Genomic DNA, 20038 nt, shown 5'->3' on the forward strand with positions numbered 1-20038 from the left:
TGTCCCTCGCTGTTCTCAGCAGCTGTAATACATTGCGTATTCGACCGGGTGAGGCGTGTGCTCGTAGGCATAGACCTCTTCCCATTTCAGGGCGATGTAGCCTTCCAGCTGGTCGCGGGTGAAGACGTCTCCCGCCAGCAGGAAGTCCATGTCCTTCTCCAGCTCCTCCAGCGCCTCGCGCAGGCTGCCGCAGACGGTTGGGATCTCGGCCAGTTCCTCCGGCGGCAGATCGTAGAGGTCCTTGTCCGAGGCCGGACCCGGATCGATCTTGTTCTTGATCCCGTCGAGGCCGGCCATCAGCAGGGCGGCGAAGGCTAGGTAGGGGTTCGCGGCCGGATCGGGGAAGCGGGCCTCGACGCGTTTGGCCTTCGGGCTTTCCGTCCACGGGATTCGGACGCAGCCCGAGCGGTTGCGGGCCGAGTAGGCGCGCAGCACCGGGGCCTCGAAGCCCGGGATCAGCCGCTTGTAGCTGTTGGTCGAGGGGTTCGTCAGCGCGTTCAGCGCCTTGGCGTGCTTGAGGATGCCGCCGATGAACCACAGCGCCTCCTGCGACAGATCGGCATACTTGTCGCCCGCGAACAGCGGCTTGCCGTCCTTCCAGATCGACATGTTGACGTGCATCCCCGAGCCGTTGTCGCCCTTCATGGGCTTCGGCATGAAGGTCACCGACTTGCCATAGGCATGGGCGACGTTGTGGATGACGTACTTGTACTTCTGGATGTTGTCGGCCTGCTCGGTCAGGGCGCCGAAGATCAGCCCCAGCTCGTGCTGCGCGGAGGCCACCTCGTGGTGGTGCTTGTCGACCTTCATCCCCATGCGCTTCATGGTGGTCAGCATCTCGCCGCGGATGTCCTGCGCCGCGTCCACCGGGTTCACCGGGAAGTAGCCGCCCTTGTGGGCCGCCCGGTGGCCAAGGTTGCCCATCTCGTATTCGGTGTCCGTGTTCCAGGCCGCGTCCTGCGCGTCGATCTGGAAGCTGACCTTCTGCGGCGTGACCGAGTAGCGCACGTCGTCGAAGATGAAGAACTCGGCCTCGGGGCCGAAATAGGCGGCGTCGCCGATGCCCGAGGACTTGAGATAGGCCTCGGCCTTCAGCGCGGTGCCGCGCGGGTCGCGGCTATAGGCCTCGCCCGTGTCCGGCTCGACCACGTTGCAATGCACGCAGAGCGTCTTCTCGGCGTAGAACGGATCGACATAGACCGAGGCCGGATCGGGGATCAGCTTCATGTCGGACTGGTCGATCGACTTCCAGCCCGCGATCGAGCTGCCGTCGAACATGAAGCCTTCCTCGAAGAAGTCCTCGTCCACCAGATCGCGGTCCAGCGTGACGTGCTGAAGCTTGCCCTTGGGATCGGTGAAGCGCACATCGACATAGGCGATGTCCTCGTCCTCGATCAGCTTCAAGACATCCTTGATTTCCATCTCTTCCCTTTCTGCATGGAGGCGCCCGGGCGGCCCTCGCGGCCGGGCGCGGAAGTCATTTGCGGCGGCGGCGGATCAGACCGCGTCGTCGCCGGTCTCGCCGGTGCGGATGCGGATCGCCTGTTCGACAGGCAGCACGAAGATCTTGCCGTCGCCGATCTTCTCGGTCCGGGCGGCGCCCACGATCGCCTCAATGGCGGCCTCGACCTGATCGTCCGGCAGCACCATCTCGATCTTCACCTTGGGCAGGAAATCCACCACGTATTCCGCGCCGCGATAAAGCTCGGTATGGCCCTTCTGCCGACCAAAGCCCTTCACCTCGGTGACGGAAAGACCTTGCACGCCGACCTCTTGGAGCGCCTCCTTCACATCGTCCAGCTTGAACGGCTTGATGATCGCCTCGATCTTCTTCATCGCAACTGATCCTTCCTCGCGGCTTGCCTGACGCCTGATTGGCGGGTTTCCCGGCGTGGGTAAATGCGCCACGCTGCTCTTTGTGCGGAGGAGGCAGGCAACCGGCCGCGGCTGCACATGGAACGGGCACGGCGATCAAAAGATAGGCAGTTCGCATGGCAGATGGCGTCCAGATCCTGACGAGCGCCCAAATCCGCGCCACGGAATCCGCCGCGATGGGCAGCGGCGGCACCACGGGCGCGCAGCTGATGGAGCGGGCGGGCGCGGCCGTCGCCGGCCAGATTCGCCTGCGCTGGCCGCAGCCCCGGCGGGTGCTGGTCCTCTGCGGGCCGGGCAACAACGGCGGGGACGGCATCGTCATCGCCCGGCGGCTGCACGAGGCCGGCTGGCCTGTCGAGGTCCTCGCCCTGCCCGAGGGCCCTGCCCCCGATGCCGCGCTGATGCGCCGGCGCTGCCCGGTCCCTGTCCGGCCACTCGGCGAGGCTGCCTGGCCCGCCGCGCCTGCCCCGCTGATCGTCGACGCGCTGTTCGGGACCGGCCTTGCGCGAGGTCTCGGCCCGGACCTCGCCGCGCTGCTGGCGCGCGCAGGGGAGACTGCGGCCGAGGTCGTGGCGGTCGATGGTCCAAGCGGCCTCTGCCTCGACAGCGGCCGCGTGCTGGGAAGCGTGCCGGTTCTGCCGGCCACGCTGACCGTGACCTTCGACAGCCTGCGGCCGGGGCACCTGCTGGACGCGGGCGCGGCCCTCTGCGGGCGCGTGCTGGTGGCCGACATCGGCATCTCGTCCTTCCGCCCGCAGCCCGCGCAGCTAGTGCGGATCGAGGATGCGTCCCTTCTGGCGCCGCGCCTGAGCAAGGCAGGCGGCGGGCACAAATACGCCCATGGTCATCTCGTGGTGATCGCGAGCGGGGCGGGCCAAGGGGGCGCGGCGCGGCTGGCCGCCCGGGCCGGGCTGCGCGTCGGCGCGGGGCTGGTGACGCTTGGCCCGTCGCGCGACGCGATGGCCGAACATGCCGCGCCGCCCGATGCGCTGATGCGGCGCGCGCTGGACAGCGCCGAGGATCTGGCGACCCTGCTGTCCGACGACCGCATCGCCGCCCTCTGCCTGGGTCCCGGCTGCGGCGTATCGCGTGCCGGCGCATTGCTTCGGGTGGCGCTGGAATGGCGGCGACCGCTGGTGCTGGACGCCGACGCGCTGACCGCGCTGTCACAACGGCCGGAACTGCGCAGCCTTGTGCATCCGGGCTGCGTCCTGACACCCCATGGCGGAGAGTTCGCGCGGCTCTGGCCGGACATCGCCGCGCGGCTGGCCGCCCCGGCCGAGCGCGGACCCGCCTTCTCGCGCCTGGACGCGGCGCGCGCGGCCGCAGTGGATCTGGGCTGCTCCGTGTTGCTGAAGGGGCCGGACACGGTAATCGCCGCACCCGATGGCGCGGCGGCGATTCATGCCGCGCAGGACCTTGGCTGGCTGGCGACGGCGGGCGCGGGGGACGTGCTGGCGGGCCTGATCTCGGGCCTCATGGCGCGGGGCCTTGAGCCGTTCAAGGCGGCCTCGGCGGGCGTTCTGCTGCACGCGGCCGCCGCGCGCCGGGCGGGGCCGGGCCTGATCGCCGACGACCTGCCGGAGGCGCTGCCGGCCGTGCTGGCCGGTTTGGGCGCTTGAATTTGATTGTGGTGCGCGGTGAGGGACTCGAACCCCCACGCCGAGGCGCTTGGACCTAAACCAAGTGCGTCTACCAATTCCGCCAACCGCGCACCCTTGCGCCACTACAGCAGAGCCTTCGGCCGGTCAACGGCAACACGGCCGGCCCGGGCGCCCCGCAGATGCCGTGCCCTTCCGCCAGACAGGCGCAGCCCCCTGTTTAGCAAAGATTAGCCGTTTCTCACGCCGGCGATTGACATCCTCTTCCGCACAAGTTGATCTGGCTGAAGTCACGCCACCGCTTCGTGCGGCGAGACTGCAGGCCCAAGGTCCCAGATGTTGATGGATTTCGACTATATCGTTGTCGGCGCAGGCTCCGCCGGCTGTGTGCTGGCGCGGCGCCTCTCGGATCGGCCGGATGTTCGCGTGCTGCTGCTGGAAGCCGGCGGGCACAACCGCCACCCGTTCATCTCGATGCCGCGCGGCTTCTCGAAGCTGGTGTCGCGGCCGGAATACTTCTGGAGCTACCCGACCAGCGGTGCCAGCAACTGGGCGCCCGAGACCTGGTATTACGGCAAGGGCCTCGGCGGCTCGAGCGCGGTCAACGGCATGTGGTACATGCGCGGCATGCCCGCCGATTTCGAAAGCTGGGAGCGTGCGGGCAATCCGGGCTGGGGCTGGAACGCGGTCCAGGAGGTCTACAAGTCGATCGAGAGCTATCGCGAAAGCGGCGCCGACAGCAGCCGCGGCCAGGACGGCCCCCTGGAGGTGACGCAGCGGACCTACCGCTCGCCCCTCATCTCGGCCATGATCGCCGCCGGGCAGGAGATCGGGCTGCCGGCCCTTCAGGACATCAACCAGATCAACACCGACGGGATCGGCTTCTCGCAGTTCACCGTGGACCGCCGCGGCCACCGCGAATCGAGCTATGCCGCCTTCATCAGGCCAGTCGCCGCGCGTTCGAATCTCGTCGTGCGGGCCGGCAGCGCGGTGACGCGCGTCCTGCTCGAAGGCGGACGCGCGGTTGGCGTCGTCTGCCAGGAGAACGGACGCGAGCTGACCTACCGCGCCGCGCGCGAGGTCATCCTGTCCGGCGGCGTCATCGAATCGCCGAAGCTGCTGCAGTTGTCCGGCATCGGGCCGGCAGAGGTGCTGAAGCGGGCCGGCATCGCGGTGCTGCATCCGATGGAGGCAGTCGGGCGGCACCTCGCCGACCACCCGATGGTCTCGATCACCTACGAACTGAAGCACGACGTCGCGCTTCACCGCCAGCTGACGACCTATCGGCTCTATCTGCATGTGCTGCAATACTACCTGGGGATGAAAGGGCTGATGGCGACTGCCGCCGTGCCCGTCACGGCGCTGATGTCGACCGAGAACAACCGCGTCTGGCCGAACATCCAGCTGGGGCTGATCCCCTACTCGATCGAGAACCGGCTGATCCGCAGCAACGGCGCCGCCGCCCGGCCGGGCGGGCGAACGCCGAGCGTCATGTTCCTCGGCTTCGATCTGCGGCCCCGAAGCCGCGGGTCGGTCGAGATCGTCTCGCCCGACCACGTGACCGCGCCGCAGATCCGCATGGACTGGTGGCAGCATCCCGATGACCGCTCGACGCAGCTCGAGATCGTCCGCGCCATCCGACGCTTCGCGCGCAGCAAGGCACTGTCGGCCTATTGCGGGGACGAGATCGTGCCCGGCGGCAGCGGCTTTGCCGACGACACCACCTTCGACGAGGTGCGGTCGCTGGTGAAGTCCGGCCTGCACGGGAACGGCACCTGCCGCATGGGCGCGGACCCCGAGAGCAGCGTCGTCGATGCCGAGCTTCGGGTTCACGGCATCCCGAACCTGCGGGTGGCGGATGCCTCGATCATGCCGTCGCCGGTCTCGGGCAACACCAACGCGACGGCGATGATGATCGGCGCTAAGGCCGCCGACCTGATCCTGAGGACGGGCAGCAGCGCGGCCGGGACCGTCGGCAATTCGCTCTAGTCAGCGGCGCCGGCCGGGCAGCCGCGTTGTCTTGTTGTTGCGGCTGCCGGTCTCGACCGGCGTGTTGCTGAGGTTCTCCTCGCGCAGCTTGCGCCAGCGCTCGAGCCGCGCCTCGGGCAGCGTGCCCGCGGCGACCGCGGCCCTGACGGCGCAGCCCGGCTCGTGCGAATGGGTGCAGTTCGAGAAGCGGCATTCCGGCGCAAGCTCGGTGATCTCGGCGAAGAGCAGGTCGAGCCCGTCCGAGATGTCGCTGACATGCAGCGTGCGGATGCCTGGCGTGTCGATCGCCCAGCCCCCGACCGCGATGGCGTGAAGCGAGCGCGACGTGGTCGTGTGCCGGCCCTTGGCGTCCGATTCGCGGATGCCGCCCGTCGCCTGTGCCTCGTCGGGCGCCTTGGCGGCCAGCGTGTTCAGCAGCGAGGACTTGCCGACGCCGGACGATCCGACCAGCGCGACGGTCTGCCCCGCCCCGCACCAAGGCGCCAGCACCTGCGCCGCCTCGGGCGACTTCGCGTTCAGCGTCACGACGGCAAGATCGCGCTGCAGGCCCTCGACCTCGGTGCGCCAGGGGGCCGGGTCGTCCACCTGGTCCGCCTTGGTCAGAAGGATGACAGGGGTCGTGCCGGCCTCGTTGGCGAGGGCGAGGTAACGCTCCAGCCGCGCGACGTTGAGGTCCGCGTTGCACGAGGTGACGATGAACAGCGTGTCCACGTTGGCGGCGATCAGCTGCGGCTCGCGCCCGCCCTCGGTCCGGCGCTGCAGCAGCGTCCGGCGGGACAGGCGGCGGCGGACATCGCGCGTTTCCGGCTCGACCAGCACCCAGTCCCCGACCGCGAAGCCATCCGTCTTCGCGCCGAGCGGCAGGACCAGCCGCACGGCGCCTGCCGTCGACTGCCCGCTCAGCCGCGCGCGATGGACGCTGGCGATCCGCACCGGCATGAGGGCGGCCTCGGCAGTGGTCAGCTGCGCCTCGAAGAAGGGCGACCAGCCGAGGGCCGGAAGGCTGCCTGATGCGGGTTCGGGTGCATGTGTCACGACAGATGGAGTGCCCGTGCGGCAGGCGCGATGCAAGCCCGTTTCGCTGATCGACTTTGACATCCCGCCGCGGCGGCGCTATGGCCGCCGCAACCTCCCAGCAGCACCGCGTTCAGCGGCAGGCCGGCGCCGCCGGCCGTTTGACAGACAGGACATGGATTTGAAAACGCCGAAGCGCACCGATCTCGCCGACCGCCGCAGCACCGCCGCCGAGGCGAAGGCCGCCCAGCTGGCCGCCTACCGCGCCAAGATGGAGGCCGACGAGCCCGCCCGCCTCGCGCGCCAGCAGGAGTTGGCGGCCATCGCCGAGGCCCGCGCGGCGCGGCAGGAAGAGCGTGACCGGCTGAAGGCCGAGGCCCGCCGGCAGCAGCAGGAGGAGAAGCGCCTCGCCGCCGAGGCCGCGGCCTTCAACGACGCCGCCAATGTCGCCGCCCGCGCGCAGGCCGAAGCCCAGCAGAAGACCGACAGCATGATCTCGCGCGTCGTCCAGGACGAGGCCGCCCGCAAGGCCGAGCGCGACCGCCGCTACGCCGCCCGTAAGGCGCGCCAGCGCTGAGCATCCGCCGCCCCCTCAGGCGCGGCGTGCGATCCAGATGACATGGCGGTTGCCGCGCCGGCTGCCGCTGGCGCGGACGGTGCGCGTTTCGGCGTCGAAGCCGCAGCGCGCGAGCCGCGCGGTGAAGGCCGGCGCGGGCGATGCCGACCAGACCGCCAGAACGCCGCCCGGCGCCAGCGCGCGGCGCGCGGCCCTCAGCCCCGCCTCGGTGTAAAGCGCGTCGTTGCTTGGTCGCGTCAGCCCGTCCGGCCCGTTGTCCACGTCGAGGAGGATGGCGTCATAGGCACCCTCGGCCTGCCGGATGAGGGCGGCGACATCGTCGAGCCGCAGCTCGACTCGCGGATCGTCGAGCGACCCGGCGAAGACGTCCTCCATATGCGCGCGTGCCCAGTCCGCCAGCTCGGGCACGATCTCCGACACGGTGACGCGCGCCGCCGGGGTCAGCAGCGGCAGGGCCGCGCGCAGCGTGAAGCCCATCCCGAGGCCGCCGATCAGCACTTGGGCCGCCGCCCGGCCCTGAAGCCGGGCAAGGGCAAGGCGCGCCAGCTCCTCCTCGGAATGGCCGAGGCGGCTGTTCATCAGCTCGTTCCCGCCCGAGAGCCGGATCGAGAACTCGTCCCCGCGCCGCAGCAGCCTCAGCCTGTCGCCCCCCGGCGCGTCCGCCGAGGCAAGTTCCGTCCAGGGCAGCACCGGCACCTCCTGTCTGCAAGCCGAGGGCGAGCCTAGCCGCGCGGGGCTGCGGGGTGAAGGGGCGCCCCGCTTGACGCGGATGTCGCAACCGTGATCCTGCCGCTGCGCCCACGGGGATGGACCGGACGTGCATCTGGTCTATCCCTCTCGTGCCGACACGGCATCCCCGACCCAACCCGCGAGGCATGCATGGCTGACACCACACCCGACACGCAGGCCAGGCCGGCCGGCCCGGCGTCCCTGGCGGGAGACGCGGGCCACCGCTACGCGCGCGAGCTGGAGCGTCACCTCGACTGGCTCGACAGCTTCACCTCGACCGCGCTCGGCGTGCTGGCCGCGGCCTCGGGCATCTACACCTATCTGGGCGTCAGGACGCTGCTGGACGATCCGGGGATCTGGACGACCTTCGCCGCGCTGGCCTATTCCATCGCCGTCTCGGTCGGCATCTTCGTCTTCTGGTCCTACCTGCTGCGGCTGCTGCCGGCCGTGCGCGGCGCCGCCTCGCGCATCGGGCTGCTGCTGACGATGGGGCTCGGCTCGGTCGCGATCATCGCGATGTCGTCCTGGCTGAACGCCGCCGCGCTGGCCGGCGGGGCGGCTGTCGAGACGCACATGGCGACGACGGTGCAGACCTACCAGACCTCGCTCGAGCGCGCGCATGCCAACGCGGTGGCCGGCCAGTCCCTGTCGCGCGACGTCGCCCGCGTCCGCCAGAGCTTCCAGGACCTCAGCGAGCAGGAGGAGGGCGGCACCCTCTCGGGCTTCCAGGGCCGCGGCGCGGTCTTTCGCGTGCTGACGCAGAAAAGCGCCGAGCTGCAGGGGCTCGAGACGCAGCTTCTGGGCATCGAGGCGCCGATCGAGGACACCTTCGCGCAGGGCAACGTCATCCTGTCGCGGATGCGCTCGATCTCGGTCGAGGCGGGCGGGCTGCAGGACCGCACGGTACGCTTCTCCGAGGATGCGGTCGAGCTGGCGGGGCTCATCACCCAGCTGCGCCAGCTGAACCCCGCGCCGCTGGTGCTGCGGGCGGCGCAGGACCTGTCGGACGCGGTGGTGCTGCCCGAGCTGGACGGGCGCACGGCGCAGATCCAAGCGGGGCAGTCCAGCACGATCAACGCGGTGCTGACGCTGGTCGCGCAGCGAGCGGCGACGCTGTCGCAGGCGGCCTCCGAGGTGATCGCCCTGCCCCAGCCCGACGAGGCACTCTACACGGCGATGTCGGCCGCGGACGCGGTCATCGTCTATGCCCGCAACTTCGTGCCGGCCTGGGCGGGCGCCATCTCGATCGACCTGCTGCCGGCGGTGCTGGTCTTCATCATCATGGTCGTGCAGGCGGCGATCCGCGGCGGACGCGGCGAGGGGCATCTGGACACGCGCATGACCGTGGGCGAGCTGCGCGCCGCCCTGGCCGCGGCTGAGCTGCTGCGCCCCGCCGCCCCGCCCGCCGCGGCTCCTGCCGCCGCACCCGCCGAGGGCAGCCCGCCCCCGCGCGCGCTGATCCGGCCCGAGGACTGAGGATGGGCATCTTCTCGACCCCGCAGCGGGCGATCCGCGCCGTGCTGGTCTCGCAGGTGGTGCTGGCGCTGGCCATCGTGGGGCTCGACCTCTGGCAAAGCCCGCCCGCCGCCGCGCCGGGCATGTTCGCCCCGCCCGCGCAGGGGCCGAGCGTGCGCCCCTACCGCCCCGACCTGCGCCCGGGCAGCCCCGGCGGTCCCGCGATGCGCCCCATGCCCGACGCGCTGGAGTTCAGCCAGCAGGACGGCGCCATCCGCATCCTCGGCCAGATCGCGCCGGGCGATGCCGGCCGCTTCCTCGCCTGGCTGGACCAGGCGCGGCCGGACGAGACGCGGGTCTCGCTGGACAGCTCGGGCGGGTCGGTCTCGGACGCGCTCGAGATCGGGCGGGCGATCCGCAGCACCGGCCTTGCGACCGAGGTCGCGAACGGCTCGGTCTGCCTGTCGGCCTGCCCCTACATGCTGGCGGGCGGCACCAGCCGCAGCGTCGCGGCTGAGGGCGTGGTCGGCGTGCACCAGCATTACTTCGGCCAGAACACGATCCTGCCGGCCTTCATGGCCGTGCGCGATCTGCAGCGCGCGCAGGCCCGCGTCATCGACTACCTCGCCGAGATGGGCGTCGATCTGCGCCTTCTCAGCCACGCCTTCCGCACGCCCCCCGACGAGATCAACATCCTGACACCCGAGCAGCTGCGCGAGCTGTCGCTGGTCACCGCAGAGACGTGACCACGGGTTGAAGCGTTATCGCTAACGGCTTAAACTGGGGCAAAGCCAGAGGAGGCCGCCATGACCCTTCACGCCACGATCGACAAGGTCACCGACCGCATCCGCGAACGCTCGCTGAACGCGCGCGGCGCCTACCTGCAAAAGATCGCCCGCGCCGCGCTGGAAGGCCCGGCCCGCGCGCATCTGAGCTGCGGGAACCAGGCCCATGCCTATGCCGCCATGCCCGACAAGGAGGATTTTGCGACGACGCGGAAGCCGAACATCGGGATCGTCACGGCCTATAACGACATGCTCTCGGCCCACCAGCCCTATGAGCGCTTCCCCGACATCATCCGCCGCGCCGGCCATGCGGCGGGGGCGACGGTGCAGGTCGCGGGCGGCGTGCCGGCCATGTGCGACGGCGTCACGCAGGGCCGCGCGGGGATGGAGCTGTCGCTCTTCTCGCGCGACGTGATCGCGCTGGCGGCGGGGGTGGCGCTGTCCCATGACTGCTTCGACGCGGCGCTCTATCTGGGGGTCTGCGACAAGATCGTGCCGGGGCTGATAATCGCGGCGGCGACCTTTGGTCATGTTCCGGCCGTCTTCGTGCCGGCCGGGCCGATGCCCTCGGGCCTGCCCAACGACGAGAAGGCCAAGGTCCGCCAGCAATTCGCCACCGGCGAAGTCGGGCGCGAGGCGCTGATGGCGGCCGAGATGGCCTCCTACCACGGCGCTGGGACCTGCACCTTCTACGGCACCGCGAACACCAACCAGATGCTGATGGAGTTCATGGGCCTGCACCTGCCCGGCTCGTCCTTCGTGAACCCCAACACCCCCCTGCGCGAGGCGCTGACCGTCGCCGCCGTCGAACGCGCCGCGGCGATCACGAACCTCGGCAACGCCTACCTGCCCGCGGGCGAGGTGCTGGACGAGCGCGCCTTCGTCAACGGCATCGTCGGCCTGATGGCCACGGGCGGCTCGACGAACCTGGTGCTGCACCTGCCGGCGATGGCGCGGGCGGCGGGAGTGATCCTCGACATCCAGGACTTCAACGACCTGTCGGACGTCGTGCCGCTGCTGGCGCGGGTCTATCCGAACGGGCTGGCCGACGTGAACCACTTCCACGCCGCGGGCGGGCTCGGCTTCACCATCGGCCAGCTGCTCGAGGGCGGCTTGCTGCACCCGGACGTCAAGACGATCAACGGCACCGGCCTTGACGGCTATGTCGCCGAGCCGAAGCTGGACGGCAGCCGCATCCGCTGGGAGGACGGCGCCCGCGAAAGCCTCAACGACAAGATCGTGCGGCCGATCACCGATCCCTTCGCCAAGACCGGCGGCCTCAAGCAGCTTCAGGGCAATCTCGGCCGCGGGGTCATCAAGACCAGCGCCGTCGCGCCCGAGCGGCATGTCATCGAGGCCAAGGCCCGCGTCTTCGAGGACCAGGAATCGGTGAAGCAGGCTTTCCGGAACAACGAGTTCACCCAGGACACGGTCGTCGTCGTCCGCTTCCAGGGCCCCCGCGCCAACGGCATGCCCGAGCTGCATTCGCTGACGCCGGTCCTCGCGGTGCTTCAGGACCGCGGGCTGAAGGTCGCGCTGGTGACCGACGGGCGCATGTCGGGCGCCTCGGGCAAGGTGCCGTCGGCGATCCACGTCTCGCCCGAGGCGGCGACGGGCGGGCCGCTGGCGCGGCTGCGGGACGGGGATCTGGTGCGGCTGGACGCGGTGACCGGAACGATCGACTGCCTGGCCGCGGACTTCGAGACGCGCACCCCTGCCAGCTTCGATCCCGCCGCCAGCAGTGAGGGCGTCGGGCGCGAGCTTTTCGCGGCCTTCCGCGCCGTCGCCGGCCCCGCCACCGAAGGCGCGGGCGTTGTTGTCTAACGCCTTGAGCGGCGTCGGGGCGGTCTGACGCCTCAGGCGGCGTCGGCCACGACGGCGCAGACGGCGCGGCGCAGGTAGCCGGCGAAATCCGCCGCCACCGCCCGCGCCGGCCCGTCCGCCACGTAGACGTTGAGCCAGGTCGACGGCAGCGGCGGCAGCGCGCCGCCATGCTCGACCACCTCGAGACCGGGGGTCGCGATCCCGCGCGGCAGCAGCGTCAGCCCCAGATCGGCCGCGGCCAAGACGCGCCAGGTGTCCGTGCCGCCCTCGCCCACGACCTGCGTCCAGGCGATGCCCGCCTCGTCCAGCGCCGCCATGCCGAAGGGGTAATAGGCGCAGTGCGGGGAATTGGCGATGGGCAGCGGCCGCTCGCGCCAGGCGCTGCCGCCGATGGCGCCGAACCAGGCCAGGTCGACCTTGGCCAGATGGATCGCGCCCGGCGGGGCGTCGAACTCGGTCGTCAGGATCACGTCATGCATCCCCTGCCGCATCTGTGCGCGCAGGTCCTTGCTGCGGGCGTCGTTGATGACCAGCTCGATGCGCGGATTGTCGGTGCGGAAGGCCCGCACCGCCTGCGCGACGCGGTCGAACAGCCAGTCGCTGGTCAGCCCCACGCGCAGCCGCATCTCGGGCAGCGCGCCGGTGAAGCGCGCCAGGATCGCGTCGTTCAGCGCCACCAGCTTGCGGCTTTCGCCCAGCAGATCCTGCGCGAAGTCCGACAGGATCACCCCGCGCCCCGCCCGCGCCAGCATCGGCCGGCCGAACAGCTCCTCGAGCCGGCGCATCTGCATCGAGAGCGCGCTCTGCGTCATGTTCAGCGCCTCGGCCGCGCGGGTGACGCCGCCATATTCCGCCACCGCCTGAAGCGAGCGCAGCGTGGCGATGTCGAGATTGCGGATCATTCAACGCTCCTGATGCCAAGGATCAAAACCATTCGTTTCAACGATAGCTCCCGCCCGTTTAATCATCAATAAGGAAGATGAGGATGGCGCCAATCATCTTTCTTGACGATGTATCAGATCACGGGAGTTGAACGATGACCAGATCCACCGCCCTCGGCCGCGTCGTGACGGGACGCGGCATCCTGCCCCGTCCGAGCTGGCTCGAGCGCCTGCTGACGATGTTCGACGTCCACCGCACGCGGCTGGACCTTGACCGGCTGACCGACGCGCAGCTGCGGGATATCGGCCTCACGCGCGAGGATGTCGCGGCCGAGATGCAGCGCCCGATCTGGGACGTGCCGGCGAACTGGCGCCGCGGGTCCGGCCGCTAGCCCTGCCGCTCGGCCGGGCCGAAGCGCTCGATCATCCGCGCCTCGATCTGGTCCCGCGTCTGGCGGTAGAGCGACAGCTTCGCCTCGCGCCCCTCGACAAGGCCCGACGGGTCCATGATGGGCCAGTATTCGACATCGATATGGGCATGGCGCGTCATCTCCAGCGCCATGCGCTGGCTGGCGGGCGAGAGCGCGACGATCAGGTCGAACTGGCCCAGATCGTCGCCCCAGTCCCGCATCTCGTCGAAGCTGCGGCTGCGGTGATGGGCCAGCGGGATGCCGATCTCGTCGCAGACAGCGATGGCGAAGCCGTCGACCTCCATGTCGTTCCTGACGCCGGCCGACTGGACATAGGCCGCGCGGCCATAGAACTTCTTCATCATCCCCTCGGCCATCGGCGAGCGGATGGCATTGTGATCGCAGCAGAACAGAACCGACGAGGGGATCTTGCTGCCCGACATTCCTCAGCCCTGCGGGATCAGCGCGCAGATCAGGGTGAACAGGCGCCGCGCGGTGTAGATGTCCAGCTCGGCCTTGCCCTCCAGCCGCTCCTGCAGGGTGCGCGCGCCCTCGTTGTGGATGCCGCGCCGCGCCATGTCGATCGCCTCGATCTGGGCGGGCGGCAGGCGGCGGACGGCGTCGAAATAGCTCTGGCAGATCTGGAAATAGTCCTTCACCACCTGCCGGAACGGCCCGAGCGACAGGTGGAACTCCGCCACCTTCTCGCGGCCTTCCGTGGTCACGTCGAAGACCAGCCGCCCCTCGTGCAGGCACAGTTCCAGCACGAAGGGCCCCTCGGGCGGGGCGGCGCCGTCGCGGGCGGGGACGGCGAAGTTGTTCTCCTCGATCAGGTCGAAGATGGCGACGCGCCGCTCCTGATCCATCTCGGGCGTGGCGGGGGGCAGCGCGCGGTCGTCGATCTCGATCCGGGTGATGCGGCTCATCCGTTTGGCCTTTCGTTCAGCGTCCCGAGCCGAGCCTGAACCGAAGCGCCATGCGCCTGCAACCCTTCCGATGCCGCCAGCCGCACCGCGGCGGGACCGATGGCGGCGAGTGCCCCCGGCGTCAGCCGCGCCATCGTGGTGCGCTTGAGGAAATCCATCACCGACAGCCCCGAGGAGAAGCGCGCCGACCGCGCCGTCGGCAGGACGTGATTCGGGCCGCTGACATAGTCGCCCACCGCCTCGGGCGTGTGCGCCCCCAGGAAGATGGCGCCGGCATGGCGGCATTTCGCGGCCAGCGCCTCGGGATCGGCGACGCACAGCTCCAGATGCTCGGGCGCGATGCGGTCCGACAGCCGCGCGGCCTCGTCCAGGTCGCGCACGGTGATGATGGTCCCGTAGTCGCGCCAGCTTGCCCCGGCGATGGCGGCGCGGTCCAGCGTCGGGATGATCCGCTCGACCGCGAGCGCGACCTCGCGGGCCATGGCGGGATCGGTGGTGATGAGGATCGACTGCGCATCCGCGTCATGCTCGGCCTGCGCCAGGAGGTCCCAGGCCAGCCAGTCGGGGTTCTGCTCGCCGTCGGCGATCACCAGCACCTCGGAGGGGCCTGCGATCATGTCAATCCCGACCCGCCCGAAGACCTGCCGCTTGGCGGCGGCGACATAGGCGTTGCCCGGCCCGGTGATCTTGTCCACGGGCGCGATCGTCTCGGTGCCGTAGGCCATGGCCGCGATGGCCTGCGCCCCGCCGATCCGGTAGATCTCGTCGACGCCGGACAGCTGCGCGGCCAGCAGCACCAGCGGATTGATCACGCCGCCCGGCGTCGGCACGCAGATGACCAGCCGCTCGACGCCCGCCACCCGCGCCGGGACCGCGTTCATCAGGACCGAGGACGGATAGGCCGCCTGCCCCCCCGGCACATAGAGCCCCGCGGCCGAAACCGCGCTCCAGCGCCAGCCGAGGGTCGCGCCCTCGGGATCGGTCCAGCTGGCGTCCTCGGGCATCTGCCGGGCGTGGTAGGCGCGGATGCGCTCGGCCGCCAGGGCCAGCGCCGCGCGATCCTCGGCGGACACCCGCGCGACCTGCGCCGCGATCTCCTCGGTCGAGAAGCGCAGGCCCTCGGGCGCCAGGTCCAGCCGGTCGAAGCGCGCGGTCAGGTCGCAGAGCGCGGCATCGCCCCGGCTGCGGACCTCGGCGATGATGCCCGTCACCGCCTCGCCCACATCGGCCGCGTCCTCGCGCTTGGCGGCCAGCATCGCCCGGAAGCCCGCCTCGAACCCATCCTCGCGCGTATCCAGAAACACCGGCATCTCAAGCCCTTTCCGCGACTTCTTCGTTGTCCAAATACCCAAGCGGCGGCTCAGTCCGGGTGCGACGGCGCCTTCCCCGAGACCGCCCGATGCGGCCGCGTCACGTCGCGCAGGTCGAGATTGATGCACTCGGCCTCGGCCAGGATGGTCCCGTCGCCCGCGAAATCCAGCGACAGGCGCCCCGTCCCGTCCTGGCCGGGGAACCAGCGCAGCGCCAGCAGCTCCAGCACCGTGTCGGGGTCGGGCGAGATCCCGTCGCTCACCACGCGCATCACGTCGCTGACGACCAGCAGCGCGCGGACCCGCTCGAACTGGCGCCCCTCGCCCGAGGCCGCCTCGGCGTCCTCCCATCGGAAGCGCGTCAGCAGCACCGCCAGCCGCCGCGCCTTGGCGTCGAAGCTGATGTCGGCAGCCGTCAGCACGGCGTCCTGCACCAGCGACGACAGGACGCGCAGATCCGCCTCGTCCTCGGCCTTCAGCGCCAGCGGGCGCGGGTCGGCATCGGCAAATCTGGCATCACGGGACATGGTCACTCCTCGGTCACGCGTTCGATATGGGCGCCCACGGCGCGCAGCTTGCGGACGACATGCTCGTAGCCGCGGTCGAGATGATAGACCCGGCTGACGGTCGTGGCACCCTCGGCGGCCATGCCGGCCAGGATCAGGCTGACCGAGGCCCGCAGGTCCGTCGCCATCACCGGCGCGCCGCGCAGCCGCTCCACGCCCCGCACCGTCGCATGTCCGCCATGCACCTCGATGCGCGCGCCCATGCGCGTCAGCTCGGGCGCGTGCATGAAGCGGTTCTCGAAGATCGTTTCTTCCAGCACGCTGGTTCCCTCGGCCAGGCACATCAGCGCCATGAACTGCGCCTGAAGGTCGGTCGGAAAGCCCGGGAACGGCGCCGTGGTCACGTTCACCGCCTTGACGCGGCCGTTGCGCCGCGCCACGCGGATGCCGCGCGGCGTCTCCTCGACGCTGATGCCGGCCTCGTCCAGCTTCTCGCAGAAGGCCGAAAGCAGCTCGATCCGCCCGCCGAGCAGCTCGACCTCGCCGCCGCACATAGCCGGTGCAAGCATGTAGGTGCCCAGCTCGATCCGGTCGGTCACCACCGGATGCGTCGCGCCATGCAGCGCGTCCACGCCCTCGACGGTCAGCGTGTCCGTCCCCTCGCCCTCGATCCGCGCGCCCATCGCGCGGAGGCAGCGGGCCAGGTCCACGATCTCGGGCTCGCGCGCCACGTTCTTCAGGACCGAGGTGCCCCGCGCCAGCGTCGCCGCCATCAGCGCGTTCTCGGTGGCCCCGACCGAGACAAGCGGAAACTCGAACACGGCGCCCTTCAGCCCGCCCGCCGGCGCCTTGGCATGGACATAGCCCTCGCGCAGGTCCAGCTCCGCGCCCATCGCCTCGAGCGCGCGCAGATGCAGGTCGACCGGACGCGCGCCGATGGCGCAGCCCCCCGGCAACGAGACCTCGGCCACCCCGTCCCGCGCCAGAAGCGGGCCCAGCACCAGGATCGAGGCGCGCATCTTGCGCACGATGTCATAGTCCGCGCGGTGGCTGGTCAGCGCATGGCTCGACAGCGCCAGCACCTGACCGTCCTGTAGGCTCGCCACCTCGGCACCGAGCGAGCCCAGAAGCGCCGTCATCGTGCGGATGTCCGACAGGCGCGGCGCGTTTGTCAGCGTCAGCGGCTGGTCCGTCAGCAGCGTCGCCGGCATGAGGGTGAGACAGGCGTTCTTCGCCCCCGCGATCGGGATCTCGCCCTTCAGCGGGCCGTTGCCCCGCACGATGATCTGGTCCATCAGCCTCTGCCCTCGCCTGTATCGCTGCCTGCTTGATCCTCGTCCGCCGGTTTGTCGGCCCGCGCCCGCGCCTGCGCCTTCCGGCGCAGCAGGTTCTCGCGCAGCGCCAGAGCGCGCCGCGCGGCCTTTTCATCCTTGGCCGCAGTCCCGTCTTTTTTCCGGTCGGTCATGCCGCCTGTTACCGCCGCGATCCGCCGCCGTCCAGCAGCCCTGCGCCGCGCGGGCGCCTGACGTGAATTATTGCCGATCCCCTCTTGCGCCCGCCCCGGCCATTGTCTAAACGCCCACACATCGGCAGGCCACGGCCCGCCTCCGGTCGCTGCGGTAGCTCAGTGGTAGAGCACACCCTTGGTAAGGGTGAGGTCGAGAGTTCAATCCTCTCTCGCAGCACCATCTCAATCCTCACAAACTGATGCGTTTTGCTCCGACCGGGCAGCCTGCTTGATGTCGCTTGTCACGTCGACGCGGGATGTCCCGGTCGATGCGTCGATGACCAGGCGCAGGTCATGCGAGAAGCCCCCTGCGGCGTTGGCCGCCGCAGGGGGCTTCTCGCTTCGAACCCGCTCAGCCTGACTGCGTCAGCCGCACTTGGAGTGGCCGCAGCTCGGGCATGTCATGCAACCTTCGACCATGCGCATGCCGTACTGACCGCAGCTGGAGCAGGCCGGGCCGCGGGGCGTCTCGCCCACGGCCATCAGTTCGGCCTGCGGGTCCGCCTTGAGGCCGAGGCCCTCGCCGGCGAGAAAGCCGGTCTCGATCAGGTGCCGCTCGATCACGCCGCCGATGGCCGCGAGGATCGAGGGAACGTAGCGGCCCGACATCCAGGCGCCGCCGCGCGGGTCGAAGACGGCCTTCAGCTCCTCGACCACGAAGCTCACGTCGCCGCCGCGGCGGAAGACGGCCGAGACCATCCGCGTCAGCGCCACCGTCCAAGCGTAATGCTCCATATTCTTCGAGTTGATGAAGATCTCGAAGGGGCGGCGGTGGGTGCCCTGCACAATGTCGTTGATCGTGATGTAGATCGCGTGCTCGCTGCCCGGCCATTTCAGCTTGTATGTCGCGCCCTCCAGCGCCGCGGGGCGGTCCAGCGGCTCGGTCAGGTAGACGACGTCGGCGCCCTTGTCGGCCTCGGGCGCCTTCTCGGTCGCCTCGCTCACTGACAGGACAGACCCCGTGACCGCGTTCGGCCGGTAGGTCGTGCAGCCCTTGCAGCCGAGGTCCCAGGCCGCCAGGTAGACGTCCTTGAAGGCGTCGAAGCTGATGTCCTCGGGGCAGTTGATCGTCTTCGAGATCGAGCTGTCCACCCATTCCTGCGCGGCCGCCTGCATGGCGACGTGATCGCGCGGCGCCAGCGTCTGCGCGTTCACGAAGTAATCCGGCAGCGGCGCGTCGCCCTTGAGGTCGCGCCACATCTGCACGGCGTAATCGACGACCTCCTCCTCGGTGCGGCTGCCGTCCTTCTGCAAGACCTTGCGGGTATAGGCATAGGCGAAGACCGGTTCGATCCCCGAGCTGACATTGCCGGCATAGAGGCTGATCGTCCCGGTCGGCGCGATCGAGGTCAGCAGAGCGTTGCGGATGCCATGCGTGGCGATGGCCTCGCGCACGTCCGCGTCCATCTTGGACATGAAGCCCGAGGCCAAGTATTTCTCCGCGTCGAACAGCGGGAAAGCGCCCTTCTCGCGCGCCAGATCGACCGAGGCGAGATAGGCCGAGCGGGCGATCGCCTTCATCCAGCGACGGGTCTGCGCGACCGCGTCATCCGCGCCGTAGCGCAGGCCCAGCATCAACAGCGCGTCGGCGAGCCCGGTGACGCCAAGGCCGATGCGGCGCTTGTTGCGCGCCTCCTCGGCCTGCGCCTCCAGCGGGAAGCGCGAGGCGTCCACGACGTTGTCCATCATCCGCACGGCGGTGCGGACCAGCTCGTCCAGCCCCTCGGGGTCCAGCTCGGCGGCATCCGTGAAGGGGTTCGTCACCAGCCGCGCGAGGTTGATCGAGCCCAGGAGGCAGGCGCCGTAGGGCGGCAGGGGTTGCTCGCCGCAGGGATTCGTCGCCGCGATCGTCTCGACATAGGAGAGGTTGTTGGCCTTGTTGATGCGGTCGATGAAGATCACGCCCGGCTCGGCGAAATCATAGGTCGCCTTCATGATCCGGTTCCACAGGTCCAGCGCCTGCACGGTGCGGTAGACGCGGCCGTCGAACTTCAGCTCCCACGGGCCGTCCGCGCGGACGGCTTCCATGAAGTCGTCGGTGATCAGGACCGACAGGTTGAACATGCGCAGGCGGGCGCTGTCCTGCTTGGCCTCGATGAACTGCTCGACGTCGGGGTGATCGCAGCGCATCGTCGCCATCATGGCGCCGCGGCGGCTGCCTGCGGACATGATCGTGCGGCACATCGCGTCCCAGACATCCATGAAGGACAGCGGGCCCGAGGCGTCGGCGGCGACGCCCTTCACCTCTGCCCCGCGCGGGCGGATGGTCGAGAAGTCGTAGCCGATCCCGCCGCCTTGCTGCATGGTCAGCGCGGCCTCCTTCAGCATGTCGAAGATGCCCGACATGCTGTCCGGCACCGTGCCCATGACGAAGCAGTTGAAGAGCGTCACCGTGCGCCCGGTCCCCGCCCCGGCCAGGATGCGGCCGGCGGGCAGGAACTTGAAATCCTCGAGTGCCGAGAAGAAGCGGTCCTCCCACAGGGCCGGATCGGCCTCGACCCGCGCCAGATCGCGGGCGACGCGGCGCCAGCTGTCCTCGACCGTGGCGTCCACCGGCTGCCCCTCGGCGGTCTTCATCCGGTACTTCATGTCCCAGATCTGTTCGGCAATAGGGGCAGCAAAGCGGGTCATGTCCACATTCCTTAGCGT

Annotated in this window: 19 protein-coding genes and 2 tRNA genes; 8 read left to right on the forward strand and 13 right to left on the reverse strand. The window is 70.0% G+C overall.

Translation table 11 applies throughout. The annotated features are described in order from the left end of the window. Nucleotides 1–15 precede the first annotated feature (15 nt). Both glnA and BLP73_RS06515 read right to left on the reverse strand, forming a co-directional pair. Nucleotides 16–1422, reverse strand: coding sequence for a type I glutamate--ammonia ligase (glnA, locus tag BLP73_RS06510; protein WP_090741573.1), 1407 nt, complete (start codon nt 1420–1422; stop codon nt 16–18). A gap of 75 nt (nt 1423–1497) precedes the next feature. After that, nucleotides 1498–1836 carry a P-II family nitrogen regulator gene (locus tag BLP73_RS06515; protein ID WP_090741575.1) on the reverse strand — a complete coding sequence of 113 codons (339 nt, stop codon included), beginning with the start codon at nt 1834–1836 and terminating at the stop codon, nt 1498–1500. A gap of 155 nt (nt 1837–1991) precedes the next feature. Between BLP73_RS06515 and BLP73_RS06520 the strand changes: the two genes are divergently transcribed. After that, entirely contained in the window at nt 1992–3497 is a 1506-nt protein-coding gene (locus BLP73_RS06520) for an NAD(P)H-hydrate dehydratase (RefSeq protein ID WP_090741577.1), read from the forward strand. A 9-nt stretch (nt 3498–3506) separates the two neighbouring features. Here BLP73_RS06520 and BLP73_RS06525 read toward each other — a convergent pair. After that, a tRNA-Leu gene (locus BLP73_RS06525) sits at nt 3507–3589 on the reverse strand. Between the two features lie 223 nt (nt 3590–3812). Between BLP73_RS06525 and BLP73_RS06530 the strand changes: the two genes are divergently transcribed. Then, nucleotides 3813–5465: a GMC family oxidoreductase gene (locus tag BLP73_RS06530; protein WP_090741579.1), complete on the forward strand. Its 1653-nt coding sequence runs from the start codon at nt 3813–3815 to the stop codon at nt 5463–5465. Here BLP73_RS06530 and rsgA read toward each other — a convergent pair whose 3' ends face one another. Beyond that, nucleotides 5466–6500 (reverse strand): ribosome small subunit-dependent GTPase A, encoded by a 1035-nt coding sequence (rsgA, locus tag BLP73_RS06535; RefSeq protein WP_245686574.1) that lies wholly within the window; start codon nt 6498–6500, stop codon nt 5466–5468. 154 nt (nt 6501–6654) lie between these two features. Between rsgA and BLP73_RS06540 the strand changes: the two genes are divergently transcribed. Continuing rightward, nucleotides 6655–7056 (forward strand): DUF6481 family protein, encoded by a 402-nt coding sequence (locus BLP73_RS06540; protein ID WP_090741583.1) that lies wholly within the window; start codon nt 6655–6657, stop codon nt 7054–7056. Between the two features lie 15 nt (nt 7057–7071). Here BLP73_RS06540 and BLP73_RS06545 read toward each other — a convergent pair whose 3' ends face one another. Further along, complete coding sequence (locus BLP73_RS06545; protein ID WP_090741586.1) at nt 7072–7746, reverse strand: spermidine synthase; 675 nt, start codon at nt 7744–7746, stop codon at nt 7072–7074. 189 nt (nt 7747–7935) lie between these two features. On the opposite strand from BLP73_RS06545, the gene BLP73_RS06550 reads away from it, so the two are divergent. The 3 genes from BLP73_RS06550 to edd are packed head-to-tail and all read left to right on the forward strand — an operon-like array spanning nt 7936 to nt 11849. Then, entirely contained in the window at nt 7936–9261 is a 1326-nt protein-coding gene (locus BLP73_RS06550) for a hypothetical protein (protein WP_245686575.1), read from the forward strand. A gap of 2 nt (nt 9262–9263) precedes the next feature. Beyond that, nucleotides 9264–9986, forward strand: a complete 723-nt coding sequence (locus BLP73_RS06555; RefSeq protein WP_090741588.1) for a COG3904 family protein — start codon at nt 9264–9266, stop codon at nt 9984–9986. Nucleotides 9987–10046: 60 nt separating this feature from the next. Then, nucleotides 10047–11849 (forward strand): phosphogluconate dehydratase, encoded by a 1803-nt coding sequence (gene edd, locus BLP73_RS06560; RefSeq protein ID WP_090741591.1) that lies wholly within the window; start codon nt 10047–10049, stop codon nt 11847–11849. A gap of 32 nt (nt 11850–11881) precedes the next feature. Here edd and BLP73_RS06565 read toward each other — a convergent pair whose 3' ends face one another. Beyond that, the gene (locus BLP73_RS06565) at nt 11882–12751 is read right to left on the reverse strand and encodes a LysR family transcriptional regulator (RefSeq protein ID WP_090741593.1); all 870 of its coding nucleotides are present in this window, start codon (nt 12749–12751) and stop codon (nt 11882–11884) included. A gap of 134 nt (nt 12752–12885) precedes the next feature. Between BLP73_RS06565 and BLP73_RS06570 the strand changes: the two genes are divergently transcribed. Beyond that, complete coding sequence (locus BLP73_RS06570; RefSeq protein ID WP_090741595.1) at nt 12886–13122, forward strand: DUF1127 domain-containing protein; 237 nt, start codon at nt 12886–12888, stop codon at nt 13120–13122. On the opposite strand, the gene BLP73_RS06575 is transcribed toward BLP73_RS06570, so the two are convergent. From BLP73_RS06575 to BLP73_RS19325, 6 genes are read right to left on the reverse strand one after another with little or no spacing between them, the layout of a single operon-like run. Next, nucleotides 13119–13583, reverse strand: coding sequence for an arsenate-mycothiol transferase ArsC (locus BLP73_RS06575; RefSeq protein ID WP_090741597.1), 465 nt, complete (start codon nt 13581–13583; stop codon nt 13119–13121). The genes BLP73_RS06570 and BLP73_RS06575 overlap by 4 nt on opposite strands. Before the next feature lie 3 nt (nt 13584–13586). Continuing rightward, nucleotides 13587–14066, reverse strand: coding sequence for a UPF0262 family protein (locus BLP73_RS06580; protein WP_090741599.1), 480 nt, complete (start codon nt 14064–14066; stop codon nt 13587–13589). After that, complete coding sequence (hisD, locus tag BLP73_RS06585) at nt 14063–15376, reverse strand: histidinol dehydrogenase (protein ID WP_090741601.1); 1314 nt, start codon at nt 15374–15376, stop codon at nt 14063–14065. The genes BLP73_RS06580 and hisD overlap by 4 nt, the downstream gene beginning before the upstream one ends. Before the next feature lie 50 nt (nt 15377–15426). Then, nucleotides 15427–15903, reverse strand: a complete 477-nt coding sequence (locus BLP73_RS06590) for a DUF2948 family protein (RefSeq protein ID WP_090741603.1) — start codon at nt 15901–15903, stop codon at nt 15427–15429. A gap of 2 nt (nt 15904–15905) precedes the next feature. Next, entirely contained in the window at nt 15906–17177 is a 1272-nt protein-coding gene (murA, locus tag BLP73_RS06595) for a UDP-N-acetylglucosamine 1-carboxyvinyltransferase (protein ID WP_090741607.1), read from the reverse strand. Further along, nucleotides 17177–17347: a hypothetical protein gene (locus BLP73_RS19325; RefSeq protein ID WP_175453263.1), complete on the reverse strand. Its 171-nt coding sequence runs from the start codon at nt 17345–17347 to the stop codon at nt 17177–17179. The genes murA and BLP73_RS19325 overlap by 1 nt, the downstream gene beginning before the upstream one ends. Nucleotides 17348–17495: 148 nt before the next feature. Here BLP73_RS19325 and BLP73_RS06600 point away from each other — a divergent pair. Beyond that, nucleotides 17496–17570 (forward strand) — tRNA-Thr (locus BLP73_RS06600). A 185-nt stretch (nt 17571–17755) separates the two neighbouring features. Here the strand turns inward: BLP73_RS06600 and BLP73_RS06605 are convergent. After that, entirely contained in the window at nt 17756–20020 is a 2265-nt protein-coding gene (locus BLP73_RS06605; protein ID WP_090741608.1) for an adenosylcobalamin-dependent ribonucleoside-diphosphate reductase, read from the reverse strand. Between the last annotated feature and the right edge of the window lie 18 nt (nt 20021–20038).

Origin of the sequence: Paracoccus tibetensis, from assembly GCF_900102505.1 — a bacterium.
In the GTDB taxonomy this organism is placed as follows: Bacteria; Pseudomonadota; Alphaproteobacteria; order Rhodobacterales; family Rhodobacteraceae; genus Paracoccus; species Paracoccus tibetensis.